The sequence below is a fragment of the Salinarimonas sp. genome (genome assembly GCF_040111675.1).
Taxonomy (GTDB): domain Bacteria; phylum Pseudomonadota; class Alphaproteobacteria; order Rhizobiales; family Beijerinckiaceae; genus Salinarimonas.
In genome coordinates this window covers 4,793,566-4,807,500 of the sequence record NZ_CP157794.1, presented here as the reverse complement: position 1 = coordinate 4,807,500, position 13,935 = coordinate 4,793,566, and the positions used below count along the sequence as shown (strand labels likewise).

Here is a 13,935-nt window from a genome sequence, read left to right as displayed (position 1 = left end):
ACGCAGCAGCCGCGTTCCACGCCGGACCGATCGCACCTGTCACGCCCGCAGCGTCGCCCCCGTCTTCTTCGCCACCTCGCTCACGATCCTCTCGGAGATCGCCTCGATCTCGGCGTCGGTGAGCGTCTTCTCGCGCGGCTGGAGGGTGACGGCGATCGCCACCGACTTCTTGCCGACCTCGATCCGCTCGCCCTCGTAGACGTCGAAGACCGCGATGTCGGCGATCAGCCCGCGCTCGGCGCCTTGCGCCGCGCGCACGATCGCCGCCGCCTCGACGCCCGCGTCCACCACGAAGGCGAAGTCGCGCGAGAGCGGCTGGTAGCCCGAGAGCGCGAGCGCGGGCTTGACCTTGGTCGGCTTGGCCTTCGGCGCGGGCAGCGCGTCGAGCGTGATCTCGAAGGCGACGAGCGGCCCCTTGGCGTCGAGCGCCTTCAGCACGGAGGGGTGCAGCTCGCCGAAATAGCCGAACACGGCCTTGGGCCCGAGCTGGATCCGGCCCGAGCGGCCCGGATGCATCCAGTCCGGCCCGCCATGCACGATCTGCAGCGAGCCGACCGGCAGGCCGAACGCCGCGAGCAGCGCCAGCGCGTCCGCCTTGGCGTCGAACAGGTCGACGGCGCGCGCGCCGCCGTCCCAATGCCGGCCGACGCCCTCGAGCCGCGCCGTGCCGCGCCGCAGGGCGGCGGCGCGCATGGTCTGGCCCTCGGGCGTGTCGGCGTGGAAGCACTGGCCCACCTCGAACAGGGCGACGTCGCCGAAGCCGCGATCGGCGTTGCGCTGCGCCGACTTGACGAGACCCGGCAGCAGGCTCGGGCGCATGTCCGAGAGGTCGGAGGCGATGGGGTTGGCGAGCTCGAGCGACGGGTCGCCGCCGCCGAACAGGATCGCCTCCTCCTTGGCGATGAACGACCAGGTCACGGCCTCCAGCAGGCCGCGGGAGGCGAGCAGGCGCTTGGCCGCGCGGGTGCGCTTCTGGATCAGCGTGAGCACCGGCTTCGACACGCCGCCGAGCCGCGGCAGCGGCGTCGCCTCGACGCGGTCGAGGCCGGCGATGCGCACGACCTCCTCCACGAGATCGGCCTTCCCCTCGATGTCCGGGCGCCAGGACGGCGGCAGCACCTTCACCGCGTCGCCGGAGCCGGAGATCTGGAAGCCGAGATCCATCAGGATCGCCTTCGCCTCGGCCGGCGGCACGTCGAGCCCGGAGAGGCGCTTCGTCTCGCTCCAGGGGAAGGCGACGATGCGGCTCGTGTCCGGGATCTCGCCCGCGAGCGTGCGGCGCGTCGGCTCGCCGCCGCAGATGTCGAGCACCATGCGGGTGGCGAGGTCGAGGCCCGGCAGGGTCTCGTTGGGATCGACGCCGCGCTCGAAGCGGTAGCGCGCATCCGTGACGATGCCGAGCCGCCGCCCCGTCTGCGCGATGTTGAGCGGGTCCCACAGGGCCGACTCGATGAGCACGTTCGTCGTCGTCTCGTCGCAGCCCGAATGCTCGCCGCCCATGATGCCGCCGATGGATTCGGGGCCGTTGTCGTCGGCGATGATCACGTGGTGCGGGTCGAGCTCGTAGGTCTTGCCGTCGAGCGCGAGGATCGTCTCGCCCGCGCGCGCCTTGCGCACGACGAGGTCGCCCTTCACCTTGTCGGCGTCGAAGACGTGGAGCGGGCGGCCGCGGTCGAAGGTGACGTAGTTGGTGATGTCGACGAGGGCGTTGATCGGGCGAAGCCCGATCGCCACGAGGCGCCGCTGCATCCAGGCGGGCGAAGGCCCGTTGCGCACGCCGCGTACGAGCCGCAAGCCGAAGGCCGGGCACAGATTCTCCTCGCCGGGGAGATCGCGGATCACGCGCACCGGCGTCTCGCCGCTGCCCTCGACGGGGAGCTGGCGCTCGGGCTTGAGCGCGCCGAGGCCGGCGGCGGCGAGGTCGCGGGCGATGCCGCGCACCGAGGTGCAGTCGCCGCGGTTCGGCGTCAGGTTGATCTCGATCACCGGATCGTCGAGGCCGGCATAGGCGGCGTAGGCCTGGCCGATCGGCGCGTCCTCCGGCAGGTCGATGATGCCGTCGTGATCCTCGGAAAGCTCGAGCTCCGCCTCGGAGCAGAGCATCCCGGCGCTCTCGACGCCGCGGATGACGCCGACGCCGAGCGTGATGTCCTTGCCCGGGATGTAGGTCCCCGGCGGCGCGAACACGCTCTTCATGCCCGTGCGCGCGTTCGGCGCGCCGCAGACGACCTGGATCGGCGCGGCGCCGTCGCCGAGATCGACCTTGCAGACGCGCAGCCGGTCGGCGTTCGGGTGCTGCTCGGCGGAGAGCACGGACGCGATCCGGTAGGGCGCGAGCGCCTTCGCCTTGTCCTCGACGCCCTCCACCTCGAGGCCGATGCGGGTGAGCGTCTCGACGATCTCGTCGAGGGAGGCGGAGGTCTCGAGATGCTCCTCGAGCCAGGAGAGGGTGAATTTCATCGGGTCGTCCGTTCGTGTCGTCGAGGGCGCCGGTCAGGGACGGGGCTTGAAGAGGAGGCGGGCGGCGAGGTCGAGGCGAATGTCTGTCGGTACGGCCGAGAGCGCGGCGATGCCGTCGCGCGCGTCGTCGACCGCGCCGCGCGCCTCGGCGAGGGTAAAGGAGCTGCGCGGATCGTAGTCCGCGCGATGCCTCAGCTCCTGGAGATCGATGAAGACGTCGGCGAAGCTCGCGACGCCGAGATGGAGCGCCTGAACGTCGCGACGGCGCAGGACTTCCTTGGCGAACCCGTGCTGAAGCGCCCGGTAGGTCAGGGACCAGGCCTCGGTCGCCGCCTTCGTGCGCCCGACGAGCGCGTCCGCCGCCAGGCGCGCAGCCGCATGAAAGGTCGCGTAATAGGCCGTGCTGACGGCGCGCCCGAGGACCACCTGCTTCGGCGTTCCCCGCCGCCCGCGGAGCGACAGGCCGGCGGCCGCGATGAGATCCGCCGGCGTCATCGGTGCGCTTCCGGCTCCGGGAAACGGTGGCGCACGTAGGCGATCCGCTCCTCCCCGTGCTCCCACAGCGCCTCGCGCAGCTCCCTCCCGGCGTCGAGGCGAACGCCGCGCGCGCGCTCGGGCTCGGCGGTGGCGTATCTCGCCGAGACGAAGATCGCCGGATCGCCGTCGTGGTCCACGCCCGAGACGACCTCCGCCGTCTCGAAGCCGTAGGGCCCGAGATGCCGGCGCAGGATCGGCTCGACGACCCGCTTGATCTCCTCGTCCGTCATGCTCCGCTCCGTGAGCGCCTCACCCGCTCAAGCCGCCGGCGAGCGTCGGCAGGTCGAGCGGGCGGAAGCCGTAATGCTCGATCCAGCGCTTGTCGGCCTCGAACATGTCGCGCAGGTCCGGGATGCCGTATTTCAGCATGGCGATGCGATCGATGCCCATGCCCCAGGCGAAGCCCTGGTAGACGTCCGGGTCGAGCCCGCAATGGCGCAAGACGTTCGGATGCACCATGCCGCAGCCGAGGATCTCGAGCCAGTCGTTCCCCTCGCCGAAGCGGATCGCGCCACCGGAACGATCGCACTGGATGTCGACCTCGGCGGAGGGCTCGGTGAAGGGGAAGAAGGACGGGCGGAAGCGCATCTTCACGTCGTCGATCTCGAAGAAGGCCTTGCAGAACTCCTCGAGCACCCATTTCAGGTTCGCCAGCGTCGCGCCCTTGTCGATGACGAGGCCCTCGACCTGGTGGAACATCGGCGTGTGGGTCTGGTCCGAATCGTGCCGGTAGGTGCGCCCTGGGATGATCACGCGGATCGGCGGCTCCACCGCCTCCATGGTGCGGATCTGCACCGGCGAGGTGTGCGTGCGCAGCACCTTGCGCGCGCCGGTCTCGTCCGCGCGCATGAAGAAGGTGTCGTGCATCTCCCTCGCGGGGTGGCCGACGGGGAAGTTGAGGGCGGTGAAGTTGTAGTAGTCGGTCTCGACGTCCGGGCCGTCGGCGATCGAGAAGCCCATGTCGGCGAAGATCGCGACGAGCTCGTCGTAGACCTGGCTCAGCGGATGGACGCGCCCGCGCGCCTCCGGGCTCTCGCGCACGGGGAGCGTGACGTCGACGCGCTCGGAGGCGAGCCGCTCGGCGAGCGCCGCCTCCTCGAGCGTCACCCGCCTCGCCGCGACGGCGCCCTGGACGGCGTCCTTCAGCCCGTTGATGAGCGGGCCCATCTCCTTGCGCTCGTCGGGCGTCATGGCGCCGAGCGACTTCAGCTTCTCGGACACGACGCCCTTCTTGCCGAGCGCGAAGACGCGTACGCTCTCGAGCGCGCTTTCGTCCGCGGCGGCCTCGATCCTCGAGAGGATGTCGCGTTCGAGTTCGGTGAGATCGGTCATGTCGTCCTCGGGGGCGATCTGTGGAGCATCGTCTCGCCCACCGACCGGAATCCATTCGGTGGGACGATGCCCTAGCGCCGGGCAGATCAAGCGCGCGCGGCGCGAAGCGTCAAGTGCTCATTGCGCGTTCGGGGCCGCGGGAGCGGTTGACCGGCCAGCGGGTTTCGGCTAATTCCCCGCCAACGTCACGCGGGCGCCGCGTGCGGGCGGATGTCGCGTCTCGTTTTCCTCACCACGAGCGAATTCGGAGCGAGCGGCCGCACGTCGCAGCGCCGAGGGCGCGTTCGCGCGCGTCGAGGAGAAGAGCCATGAAGATCCGCAACTCGCTGAAGTCCCTGCGCACGCGCCATCGCGACAACCGCATCGTGCGCCGCAAGGGTCGCGTCTACATCATCAACAAGACCCAGAAGCGCTTCAAGGCCCGCCAGGGCTGAGGCGGCCCGGACGGGTTCCCCGCCGCGATCCGCCGCAGGCGCGTCGCGGCCCGAGCGATTGACGGCGCATGCCGGATGAGACGATCATCCGGCATGCGTCGTTTTGCTGTTTCCCTCACGGCCGTCGGCCTCGCCGTCGCTCTCGCGCTCTCCATGGCGGTCGCGCCTGCGCGCGCCCAGAACGCCGCCGAGGATGTCGCGCCCGGAACGCTGCCCGGCATCGCGCCCGCCCCGGAGGCGGAGCGCGGCGACACGCGCCTCGAGCGCCTGTTCGAGCGTCTCGCCGAGACGGAGAACGCCGTCGAGGCGCGCGGCGTCGCCATGCTCATCCAGCGCCGCTGGATGGAATCCGGCTCGCCCACCGCCGACCTCCTGATGAACCGCGCCCAGCAGGCCATCCGCGCCCGCGAGCCGGCGCTCGCCATCGAGCTGATCGACCGCATCCTCGTCATCCAGCCGGACTGGGCCGAGGCCTGGAACCGCCGCGCCATCGCGTTCACCATGCTGCAGGATCCGGTCTCGGCCATCGCCGACATCTACCGAACGGTCTCGCTCGAGCCCCGCCATTTCGCCGCCTGGGCCGGCCTGGGCACCCTGCTGATGCAGGCGGGCGACGAGCGCGGCGCGCTCGAGAGCTTCGAGCGCGCGCTCGCGGTGCACCCGCACCTGCCGCGCATCGACACGATCGTGAACCGCTTGAGGCGGGACGTGGACGGGGTCGAGCTCTAGCGCCCGAGCGTTCGGCTCAATGCACCGTGCGCGGGGCGAGCTGGTCGATCAGCGCGTCGCGCGCCGCGCGCTTCTGCGCGGCGTCGCGGCGCAGCACGTCCCGGGTGGAGCGATTCGAGCCGTAGAGCACGATGCCGATGAGGACGGCGGAGACCGCGAAGACGAAGCCCATGCCGCCGACCCGCAGAAAGCCGAGGAAGATCGCCGCGAGGGCGACGATCCCCACCGAGGTCGCGATCTGCGCCGCGCGCATGATCTTGCCGCAGCGCACGGCGCTCTCCTCGAGCGCGGCGATCTCCTCCTCCAGCCGCTCGATGCGGCCGCGCGGGTCCTCGATCCTCTGCATGCGCGCCTCGTTTCCCGACCGCCCCTGATTAGGCGAGGCGGGCGGCGGCGTCGAGAGCGGTCCGCGCCGCGCGGTCAGGACCGCTCAAGCTTCGCATGTGAGGGTCCATCCGTCACGGAGACCGCCACGGAGACGATCGGGCATGTTCACCTGCGGGATGATCAAGGCGGGGCGCGATCTCGTCGGCTGGACGCAGGCGGATCTCGCCGCCCGCGCCGGCCTGTCGCTGCCGACGATCCAGCGCATGGAGGACCCGACGCGCGGGCCGCTGCGCTCCAGCGCCGCCAACCTCGAGCGCGTGCGCGCGGCCTTCGCGCAGGGCGGCGTCGGATTTCAGCGCGACGACGTGCGAATCGTCATCTCGCTCCAGTGTGCGCGGGAGGGCCGTATTTCGCGATGACCCAGACCGCATGGATGATGCCGGGGATGTAGCCCAGGATCGTCAGCAGGATGTTGAGCCAGAACGGGCCGCGGAAGCCGACCTGGAGGAAGACCCCCAGCGGCGGTAACAAGATCGCGATCAGGATGCGCAGGAAGTCGGCCATGGCGGGTCTCGCTCGTATCGGTGTGGCGGGGTTCGCATGCCGGAGCAACGGCTTGCTCATCGGCCCGGTTCCGCTCCTAAATACGCAAGGAAAGTGTGAAATATTTAAAAACGCGTGACAGCGCGGATAATGAGGATTATACCCGCAGACAGTCGTTGAAATCCGAGGAGGTCCGCATGACCACCCGCGCCTTCGCCGCCGCCCTGGCCGGCGCCGCGCTTCTCGCCGCCCCCGCGTCCGCCGAGGTCGCCTGGTCGCCGCTCGTCGACCCCGCCGGCCTCCTCGCGCTGGAGGAGGCGGTCGATCCCGTCGTCCTCGACATCCGCGCCATCGAGGCCTTCGGCAAGGGCCACATTCCCGGCGCCGTGAATGCGCCCTATACGCAATGGCGCGGCCCGGCCGACAATCCGGGCGCCCTGCCGAGCGAGGCGCTGCTCTCCGTCCTCGTCGGAGAGAGCGGCATCGACGAGCTCACCCCCGTCGTGGTCGTGCACGAGGGCTCGAGCGCGTCGGATTTCGGCGCCGCCGCGCGCGTCTACTGGACGCTCAAGTCGCTCGGCGTCGAGCGGATCGCCATCCTCAACGGCGGGCTGAACGCCTGGACGGCGGCCGGCAAGCCGCTCTCCACCGAGCCGGTGCGTCCCGATCCGACCATCTTCGAGGCCGAGCTCTCCGAGGAATGGCGCGCCAGCGTCGAGGAGATCGAGGCGGCCATGGCGACGGGCGACGCCCGCCTGATCGACGCGCGCCCCGCCGGCTTCTTCGAGGGACGGCTCTGGCATTCCGCCGCGACCCGCCCGGGGACGCTGCCCACGGCCGAGAACTTCACCCACGACGCCTGGTTCGTCGAGGGCGGCCCGCTCGTGGTCGACGCCGAACGCGCCCGCGCCATCGCGGAGAGCGCCGGGCTCGCCGACGGCGCGACGCTGGTCTCCTTCTGCAATACCGGGCACTGGGCCGCGACCAACTGGTTCGCGCTCTCGGAGCTCGCCGGCATCGAGGGCGTGACGCTCTACCCGGAGTCGATGGTGGAGTGGACGGCCCAGGGCCGTATGCTCGACAACGAGCCGGGCCGCGTCGAGTGGCTCTACCTCTCGACCCGGCAGTGGCTGCAGAGCGTCCTTTGAGCGTCTGACGCCGACGTCTCGCGCCCATCGGGCCCGCCGCGCCGTCGCGGCGGGCCGCGCCCGTTCCGGAGACCCCGCGATGCTCCTCACCCGCACGAGCCTGGTCCTTCTCGCCCTCCTCGTCGCCGCCCTGCTCGCCCTGTTCGTCGGGCTGCGCATGGCGCTCCTTTTCCTCGTCGGCGTCGGCTTCGGGCTGACGCTCGAGGGGCTGCGCTTCGGCTTCGCCGGGCCGTGGAAGGCGTTGATCCTGCGCCGGGACGGGCGCGGGGTCGTGGCCCAGCTCCTCGCCATCGGCCTGACCGCCGCCGTCGCCCTGCCGTTGCTGGCGAGCGCGCCGGGCGAGCTGATGGGCGCGCATGCGCCGATCGGGGCCGCCATGATCGCGGGCGCCTTCGTGTTCGGGGCGGGGATGCAGGTGGTGATGGGCTGCGGCTCGGGCACGCTGGTCAATGCGGGCTCGGGCAACGCGCTGGGGCTGCTCGCGCTCGTCTTCTTCGTCGCGGGCTCGTTCCTCGGCACGCTCCACCTCGCCTGGTGGACCGAGCTCGCCTCGCTGCCGGTCCTGACGCTGCCCGGCCTCCTCGGCGGGGAGGGCGCGCTCGCGGCGACGCTGGTCGCGCTCGCGGCGGTGGGGATCGTCGTGGTGGCGCGGGCGGCGCCGGGATCGCGCCTGCCGCAGCCGCGACTGTTCGCGGCGGCGGCGCTGCTGGCCGGGCTCGCGATCCTCAACCTCGTCGTCGCCGGCCAGCCCTGGGGCATCGTCTACGGGCTCGGCCTGTGGGGCGCGAAGACCGCGACCGCGGCCGGGGCCGACCTGTCGCAGACGGCCTTCTGGGCCGCGCCCGGCAATTCCGAGCGCCTCGCCTCGTCGACCCTCACCGACGTCACCTCGCTCACCAATCTCGGCCTGATCGCCGGCGCCTTCATCGCCGCGCGCTGGCGCCGCGCGATGGATGCGCCCCCGCCCAAGCCGGCGACGCGCCTGGCCCTCGGCATCGTCGTCGCCGCGCTCGCCATGGGCTACGCTTCGCGTCTCGCCTTCGGCTGCAATGTCGGGGCCTTCTTCTCCGGCATCGCCACGGGGAGCCTGCACGGCTGGGCCTGGTTCGCCGCCGCCTTCGCCGGGTCGCTGCTCGGGGTGCGGATCCTCGCCTGGCTGCAGGCCGCGCCGCGGTCGCAGGCCGGGCTCCAGGCCGCGCGCTGACGGGGGAGGGGACCATGCCGCGTCGCCAGACCGTCGGGCTCGCGCTCCTCGCCGCGCTCGTGCTTCTCGTCGCCGCCGACCTCTCGGCGAGCCGGCCGCTCGACCCGTTTCGCGCGCCGCCTCCCGTCGCGCTCGGCTCGGGCGCGGCGCCCCAGGGAGCCCATTGCGCGGCGCCTCCCGGCTGAGTCCGGCTTCCCTTACGACCGCTTATTCCCAAAAGGAAATCGCCTGTCGGGCGACGCGTCGCTTGCCGCGACGATCGGGCGCAGTCTTCGCCGTACGCGTTGCGCCATCGAGCGTCGTGCGCGGATACCGATGGCGCCTTGGTTGCGGGCTACGGGATTTCACGTGGCCACATTTGACAAGTAGAGCTCGGCATCCTTTAATTGCCGTCGGTGTTCTCGGGCCGGTCCGTTAACCCTAACGAAACCTTTCCGGTTTCGGTCGCATTTGAGCGGTTCCCTTTTGGGGCCCGCCTATGGATAGTTGCGGCTGAACGGACGGAGAGGCGCCCCGCGAGGGGTGATCACCGAGATGAGGCACACGATGGACTTCCGCGCGGTTGTCGGCGCCGCCGAGCCGATCAGCGATTTGTTCGCGACGGGCGAACGCGACGGCGCCGCCGGACGCCCTCTCGCCATCGCCCGCACGCCGTGGCGCCGCGGGCCGGCCCGCCGCGCCACCCCGATCGAGGCGCTGGAGGCGCTCAAGGGCGCGGCCGCGTCGACCCGCGCGGCCACTCCCGCCCACGAGACGGTCGCCGCCGATCGCTTCGAGGACGTGCTGGTGCGGCTCGATCCCGAGACCGCCACCTACTGGTGCACGATGAGCCCGGCCGGGCGGCCCTCCTATACGCCGTCCCTGCTGCGCGGCCTCGGAGCGATGCAGCGCTCGCTGGTGCGCCTGTTCGGCGAGAGCCCCGCCGACGCGGAGCCGCCCTTCCGCTACTTCGTCGTCGGCTCGGATCATCCGGGCGTCTTCAACCTTGGCGGCGATCTCGCGCTGTTCGCGGACCACATTCGCGCCGGCGATCGCGCCGGCCTCGCGGACTATGCGATGGCCTGCATCGAGGTCGTCTACGCCAACTACATGAATTACGGCCTGCCCATCGTCACGATCGGGCTCGTCCAGGGAGACGCGCTCGGCGGCGGCTTCGAGGCGGCGCTCTCGTGCGACGTGGTCGTGATGGAGCGCGGCGCGAAATGCGGCTTCCCGGAGGTGCTGTTCAACCTCTTCCCCGGTATGGGCGCCTACTCCTTCCTGTCCCGCAAGCTCTCCGGCGCGCAGACCCGCGAGATCATCGAGAGCGGGCGGCTCTACGAGGCGGACGAGCTCCAGGCCATGGGCCTCGTCGACGTGGTCGCCGAGCCGGGCGCGGGCGTCGCCGCGGTGGAGGCCTACATCGCCCGCCAGGGCAAGCGCCACAACGCCCACGCCGCGATGTACGCGGCCGCACGCCGGGCCTGGCCTCTGCCCTTCCGGGAGATGGCGGACATCGTCGAGATGTGGGTCGACGCCGCCTTGGCGCTCGGGCCCGCCGACCTGCGCAAGATGGAGCGCCTCGTCGCCGCGCAGGATCGCCGCCGCGCCCAGCAGGCCGCCGAGTAGACGCGCCCGGCGCTTGCGCCGGGCGTGGCCTGTCCTGTACGCCTGCCCCATGACGTTTCTCGCGCTCCCGCCGTCTCCCGCGCGCATCACGCGCGCCGTCGCCCTCGGCGCTCTTCTGGCGCTCGCCGCGCCGGCCGCGGCCCAGCCGCTCGATCCGCAGGCCGCGGCCATCCGCGCCGCCGAGACCGTTCTCGTCCCCGGCTACGCGGGGCTCGCCGTCGCCGCCGCCGATCAGCGCGCGGCCTGGAACGAGGCCTGCGAGGCGCCCGCGCCGCGCGACCTCGCCCCGCTCGACGAGGCCTTCCACGCCGTGGCCGACGCCTGGGCGGGCGTCGAGGCGGTGCGCACCGGGCCGATCGCGGACGCGTTCCGGTTCGAGCGCATGGCCTTCTGGCCGGAGCGCCGCAACGCCGCGGCGCGCGCCCTCGCCCAGCTGGAGGGGCTCGACGACGAGGCGCTGCTCGCGCCGGATCGCTTCGTCGAGACCTCGGTCGCCGGGCAGGGGCTCACCGCGCTCGAGCGTCTCCTGTTCGAGGAGGACAGCCGCACGGCGCTGGCCGAGGGCGGGGATCGGCAGGAGCGACTCTGCGCCATCGGCGAGGCCATCACGGCCGCGCTCGCCCGGGTGACGGACGAGGTCGCGCAGGCGTGGCGCGCCGAGACCCTGCCGGAATGGCGCAGCGACGCCGACGCCGCGCGCCGGGCCGCGAGCCGCCTCGTCACCGACCTGCTCACCGGCCTCCAGGCAGTCGAGGACCTCAAGCTCGGCCTGCCGCTCGGCGAGAGCCTGGACGACGCCCGCGCCACGCGCGCCGAGATGTGGCGCGCGGGCCGGTCCGCGCGGCAGATCGCGCTGAACCTCGCCGGGCTCGAGGCGCTGGTCGTCGCGCTGGCCGGCGACGCCGAGACCGTCGCGCAGGACACGCTGCGCGCGCTCGCGCAGGCGCAGCGCCTCGCCCGCGAGGGCCCCTCCGACATCGGCGAGGCCGCGGCGGACTCCGATCGTCGCTCCCGCGTCCTCCTGCTGCAGGGCGCCGTCGCGACGGCGCGCTCCGCCGCGGCCGCGGAGATCCCGCCGGCGCTCGGCGTGGTGACGGGGTTCAACGCGCTCGATGGCGATTGACCGCAGATCCTTCCTCGCCGGGCTCGGCCTCGCGGTCGGGACGGCGCTCGCCGGCGGCTCCGCCCGCGCCGCGGCGCCGGTCTACGTCTCCTGCGCGCAGGCGGCCGACGGCACGCAGCGCGTCTGCGCCTTCACCGGCGCGGGCGCGCTCCTGTTCTCCACGGCGCTGCCCGAACGCGGGCACGACGTCGCGGCGCGGCCGGGCTCGCGCGACCTCGTCGTCTTCGCCCGCCGGCCCGGGGACTGGATGGCGGTGGTCGATCGCGAGTCGGGCGCCGTGCGGCGCGTGGTCCTCGCGGTGGAGGGACGGCACTTCTACGGCCACGGCGCCTTCTCGGCCGACGGGCGGCTGCTCTACGCCACGGAGAACCGGATCGCGAGCGGGACGGGCGCGCTCGGCGTCTACGATTGCGCCGCCGGCTATGCCCGCATCGGCGAGATCGCGTCGGGCGGGATCGGCCCGCACGACCTCGCCTTCCTGCCCGGCGCCGAGCGGATCGTCGTCGCCAACGGCGGCATCCGCACCCACCCGGACAGCGGCCGGGAGATGCTGAACGCGGGCGCGCTCGAGCCCTCGCTCGCCCTGGTTCGGGCGAAGACCGGAGAGGTGGAGGAGACGCTCGACCTCGGCCGCGACCTCGCCGACCTCTCGATCCGCCACCTCGCGGTCGCTCGCGACGGCGCGGTGGTCTTCGGCTGCCAATGGGCCGGCGATCCGCTCGCCGCGCCGCCCCTCGTCGGCATCCGCGAGCCGGGCGGCCGCGTGCGGCTCCTCGACATGCCGCTCGACGACCTGATCTCGCTCGACAACTACGTCGGCTCCGTCGCCCTCGACCCGGCGGGCGAGATCCTGTGCGCGACGAGCCCGCGCGGCTCGATCGCCGCGTTCTTCGCGCGCCGCTCGGGCCGCTATCTCGGCCGGCGGCGGCTCTCCGACGTCTGCGGCGCGGCGGCCGGGCCGGCTGAGGGGACCTTCCTCCTCACCTCCGGCAACGACGGCGTGGCGCTGGCGCGGGTCGTCGATCGCGACCTCGCGGCGCTCGGGACGGAGCTCGCGCGGACGGTCTGGGACAACCACGTCCTGCGGGTGGGCTGACGCGACGGGGGCGCGGCCTTGACCCCGCCGCGCATTGCGGAGAAACGGAGGCGATGCCTCACGCGGAAAGCCGCCCCATGACCGTTCCGAGCCCCGACTCGCGCCCGCGCGCCGTCACGATCACGCCACCCGCCGGGCCCCTCGTCGGGCGTGTGTCGCCGCCGGGGTCGAAATCGATCACCAACCGCGCGCTCCTCCTCGCCGGCCTCGCGCGCGGCGAGAGCCGGATCGCGGGGGCGCTGGCGAGCGACGATACCGGGCACATGGCGGAGGCGCTGCGGCGCATGGGCGTCGCCGTCCTCCAGGAGGACGGGGCCGACGGCGCGACCTTCGTCGTGCGCGGGACGGGACGCCTCGCGCCGCCGGACGGTCCGCTCTTCCTGGGCAATGCCGGCACCGCCATGCGCTTCCTCACCGCCGCCGCGGCGCTGGTCGACGGGACCGTGGTGCTCGACGGCGACGCGCACATGCGCAAGCGCCCGATCGGGCCGCTCACCGAGGCGCTCGGCCGGCTCGGCGTCGAGGCTTCGGACCACGCGGGGCGCCCGCCGGTGACCGTGCGCGGCCGCGGCGGCTTCGCGTCCGACCTGGTGACGATCGACGCCGGCCTGTCGAGCCAGTACGTCTCCGCGCTGCTGATGGCCGCCGCCTGCGGGGGGCGCCCGGTCACGGTCGCGCTGGCAGGGACCGACATCGGCGCGCGCGGCTACGTCGACCTCACGCTCGCCGCCATGCGCGCCTTCGGGGCCGAGGTGGTCGAGACCGGCGAGGGAGGCTGGACCGTGTCGCCCACGGGCTATGCGGCGCGCGACTACCGGGTGGAGCCGGACGCCTCGGCCGCGACCTATCTCTGGGCCGCGGAGCGACTCACCGGCGGGCGCATCGATCTCGGCGTCGCGCCCGGCGCCATGACCCAGCCCGACGCCGAGGCGCACGAGCTGATCGCGCGCTTTCCGCACCTGCCGCCCGTCGTCGACGGCTCGCAGATGCAGGACGCCGTGCCCACGCTCGCGGCGCTCGCCGCCTTCAACGAGACGCCGGTGCGCTTCGTCGGCATCGCCAACCTGCGCGTCAAGGAATGCGATCGGATCCGGGCGATGGCGACCGAGCTCGACCGGGTGCAGCCGGGCCTCGCGCGCGAGGAGGGGGACGACCTCGTCGTCGCGGCCGATCCCGCTCTCGCCGGGCGGCGGCGCCCCGCCGAGATCGAGACCTATGCCGATCACCGGATCGCGATGAGCATGGCTCTGGTCGGGTTGAAGGTCGAGGGTCTGACAATTCTGGACCCGTCCTGTACGGCGAAGACCTATCCTCGTTATTGGCGCGATCTCGCCGCTCTCGGCGTGCGGCTCGCCTTCGACGAGACTGCGCGTTAGGCGGCTTTAGACTTTCGG

At 72.6% G+C, this 13,935-nt stretch carries 16 protein-coding genes; 10 read left to right on the top strand and 6 right to left on the bottom strand.

The features are described from left to right. Positions 1–39: 39 nt before the first annotated feature. Genes pheT through pheS form a run of 4 tightly spaced genes read right to left on the bottom strand, consistent with a single transcriptional unit; the run spans position 40 to position 4,329 of the window. Positions 40–2,460: a phenylalanine--tRNA ligase subunit beta gene (gene pheT / locus ABL310_RS22290; RefSeq protein WP_349369192.1), complete on the bottom strand. Its 2,421-nt coding sequence runs from the start codon at positions 2,458–2,460 to the stop codon at positions 40–42. A 33-nt stretch (positions 2,461–2,493) separates the two neighbouring features. Then, positions 2,494–2,955 carry a hypothetical protein gene (locus ABL310_RS22285; RefSeq protein WP_349369191.1) on the bottom strand — a complete coding sequence of 154 codons (462 nt, stop codon included), beginning with the start codon at positions 2,953–2,955 and terminating at the stop codon, positions 2,494–2,496. Continuing rightward, positions 2,952–3,227: a hypothetical protein gene (locus ABL310_RS22280; RefSeq protein WP_349369190.1), complete on the bottom strand. Its 276-nt coding sequence runs from the start codon at positions 3,225–3,227 to the stop codon at positions 2,952–2,954. The genes ABL310_RS22285 and ABL310_RS22280 overlap by 4 nt, the downstream gene beginning before the upstream one ends. Before the next feature lie 19 nt (positions 3,228–3,246). Then, positions 3,247–4,329, bottom strand: a complete 1,083-nt coding sequence (pheS, locus tag ABL310_RS22275) for a phenylalanine--tRNA ligase subunit alpha (RefSeq protein ID WP_349369189.1) — start codon at positions 4,327–4,329, stop codon at positions 3,247–3,249. Between the two features lie 308 nt (positions 4,330–4,637). Between pheS and ykgO the strand changes: the two genes are divergently transcribed. Both ykgO and ABL310_RS22265 read left to right on the top strand, forming a co-directional pair. Beyond that, the gene (gene ykgO / locus ABL310_RS22270) at positions 4,638–4,763 is read left to right on the top strand and encodes a type B 50S ribosomal protein L36 (RefSeq protein ID WP_029030085.1); all 126 of its coding nucleotides are present in this window, start codon (positions 4,638–4,640) and stop codon (positions 4,761–4,763) included. Positions 4,764–4,856: 93 nt separating this feature from the next. Next, positions 4,857–5,492: a hypothetical protein gene (locus ABL310_RS22265; RefSeq protein ID WP_349369188.1), complete on the top strand. Its 636-nt coding sequence runs from the start codon at positions 4,857–4,859 to the stop codon at positions 5,490–5,492. A gap of 16 nt (positions 5,493–5,508) precedes the next feature. Here the strand turns inward: ABL310_RS22265 and ABL310_RS22260 are convergent, their stop codons facing one another. Next, on the bottom strand, positions 5,509–5,838 hold the full coding sequence (locus tag ABL310_RS22260) for a hypothetical protein (RefSeq protein WP_349369187.1): 330 nt from the start codon (positions 5,836–5,838) through the stop codon (positions 5,509–5,511). 142 nt (positions 5,839–5,980) lie between these two features. On the opposite strand from ABL310_RS22260, the gene ABL310_RS22255 reads away from it, so the two are divergent. Then, the gene (locus ABL310_RS22255) at positions 5,981–6,238 is read left to right on the top strand and encodes a helix-turn-helix transcriptional regulator (RefSeq protein WP_349369186.1); all 258 of its coding nucleotides are present in this window, start codon (positions 5,981–5,983) and stop codon (positions 6,236–6,238) included. Here the strand turns inward: ABL310_RS22255 and ABL310_RS22250 are convergent. Beyond that, entirely contained in the window at positions 6,195–6,383 is a 189-nt protein-coding gene (locus ABL310_RS22250; protein WP_349369185.1) for a YqaE/Pmp3 family membrane protein, read from the bottom strand. The two genes, ABL310_RS22255 and ABL310_RS22250, sit on opposite strands and share 44 nt — an antisense overlap. Positions 6,384–6,559: 176 nt before the next feature. Here ABL310_RS22250 and ABL310_RS22245 point away from each other — a divergent pair, with 176 nt between their 5' ends. From ABL310_RS22245 to ABL310_RS22215, 7 genes are all read left to right on the top strand, one after another. Next, positions 6,560–7,510: a rhodanese-like domain-containing protein gene (locus ABL310_RS22245; RefSeq protein ID WP_349369184.1), complete on the top strand. Its 951-nt coding sequence runs from the start codon at positions 6,560–6,562 to the stop codon at positions 7,508–7,510. 79 nt (positions 7,511–7,589) lie between these two features. Then, positions 7,590–8,714, top strand: coding sequence for a YeeE/YedE thiosulfate transporter family protein (locus tag ABL310_RS22240; RefSeq protein WP_349369183.1), 1,125 nt, complete (start codon positions 7,590–7,592; stop codon positions 8,712–8,714). Between the two features lie 14 nt (positions 8,715–8,728). After that, on the top strand, positions 8,729–8,899 hold the full coding sequence (locus tag ABL310_RS22235) for a hypothetical protein (RefSeq protein WP_349369182.1): 171 nt from the start codon (positions 8,729–8,731) through the stop codon (positions 8,897–8,899). 349 nt (positions 8,900–9,248) lie between these two features. Further along, positions 9,249–10,322, top strand: coding sequence for a crotonase/enoyl-CoA hydratase family protein (locus ABL310_RS22230; RefSeq protein ID WP_349369181.1), 1,074 nt, complete (start codon positions 9,249–9,251; stop codon positions 10,320–10,322). A gap of 49 nt (positions 10,323–10,371) precedes the next feature. Further along, entirely contained in the window at positions 10,372–11,445 is a 1,074-nt protein-coding gene (locus ABL310_RS22225; protein ID WP_349369180.1) for an imelysin family protein, read from the top strand. Further along, complete coding sequence (locus ABL310_RS22220) at positions 11,435–12,541, top strand: DUF1513 domain-containing protein (RefSeq protein WP_349369179.1); 1,107 nt, start codon at positions 11,435–11,437, stop codon at positions 12,539–12,541. The genes ABL310_RS22225 and ABL310_RS22220 overlap by 11 nt, the downstream gene beginning before the upstream one ends. A 77-nt stretch (positions 12,542–12,618) precedes the next feature. After that, positions 12,619–13,917, top strand: coding sequence for a 3-phosphoshikimate 1-carboxyvinyltransferase (locus ABL310_RS22215; RefSeq protein WP_349369178.1), 1,299 nt, complete (start codon positions 12,619–12,621; stop codon positions 13,915–13,917). Positions 13,918–13,935: the final 18 nt, after the last annotated feature.

Bases quoted from the DNA above. Each gene is read 5' to 3' on its own strand.
- pheS (WP_349369189.1), bottom strand. From the start codon at position 4,329: ATGACCGATCTCACCGAACTCGAACGCGACATCCTCTCGAGGATCGAG.
- ABL310_RS22245 (WP_349369184.1), top strand. From the start codon at position 6,560: ATGACCACCCGCGCCTTCGCCGCCGCCCTGGCCGGCGCCGCGCTTCTC.
- ABL310_RS22280 (WP_349369190.1), bottom strand. From the start codon at position 3,227: ATGACGGACGAGGAGATCAAGCGGGTCGTCGAGCCGATCCTGCGCCGG.
- ABL310_RS22215 (WP_349369178.1), top strand. From the start codon at position 12,619: ATGACCGTTCCGAGCCCCGACTCGCGCCCGCGCGCCGTCACGATCACG.
- ABL310_RS22265 (WP_349369188.1), top strand. From the start codon at position 4,857: ATGCGTCGTTTTGCTGTTTCCCTCACGGCCGTCGGCCTCGCCGTCGCT.
- ABL310_RS22285 (WP_349369191.1), bottom strand. From the start codon at position 2,955: ATGACGCCGGCGGATCTCATCGCGGCCGCCGGCCTGTCGCTCCGCGGG.
- ABL310_RS22230 (WP_349369181.1), top strand. From the start codon at position 9,249: ATGAGGCACACGATGGACTTCCGCGCGGTTGTCGGCGCCGCCGAGCCG.
- ABL310_RS22235 (WP_349369182.1), top strand. From the start codon at position 8,729: ATGCCGCGTCGCCAGACCGTCGGGCTCGCGCTCCTCGCCGCGCTCGTG.
- ABL310_RS22250 (WP_349369185.1), bottom strand. From the start codon at position 6,383: ATGGCCGACTTCCTGCGCATCCTGATCGCGATCTTGTTACCGCCGCTG.
- ABL310_RS22255 (WP_349369186.1), top strand. From the start codon at position 5,981: ATGTTCACCTGCGGGATGATCAAGGCGGGGCGCGATCTCGTCGGCTGG.
- ABL310_RS22225 (WP_349369180.1), top strand. From the start codon at position 10,372: ATGACGTTTCTCGCGCTCCCGCCGTCTCCCGCGCGCATCACGCGCGCC.
- ABL310_RS22240 (WP_349369183.1), top strand. From the start codon at position 7,590: ATGCTCCTCACCCGCACGAGCCTGGTCCTTCTCGCCCTCCTCGTCGCC.
- ykgO (WP_029030085.1), top strand. From the start codon at position 4,638: ATGAAGATCCGCAACTCGCTGAAGTCCCTGCGCACGCGCCATCGCGAC.
- pheT (WP_349369192.1), bottom strand. From the start codon at position 2,460: ATGAAATTCACCCTCTCCTGGCTCGAGGAGCATCTCGAGACCTCCGCC.
- ABL310_RS22260 (WP_349369187.1), bottom strand. From the start codon at position 5,838: ATGCAGAGGATCGAGGACCCGCGCGGCCGCATCGAGCGGCTGGAGGAG.
- ABL310_RS22220 (WP_349369179.1), top strand. From the start codon at position 11,435: ATGGCGATTGACCGCAGATCCTTCCTCGCCGGGCTCGGCCTCGCGGTC.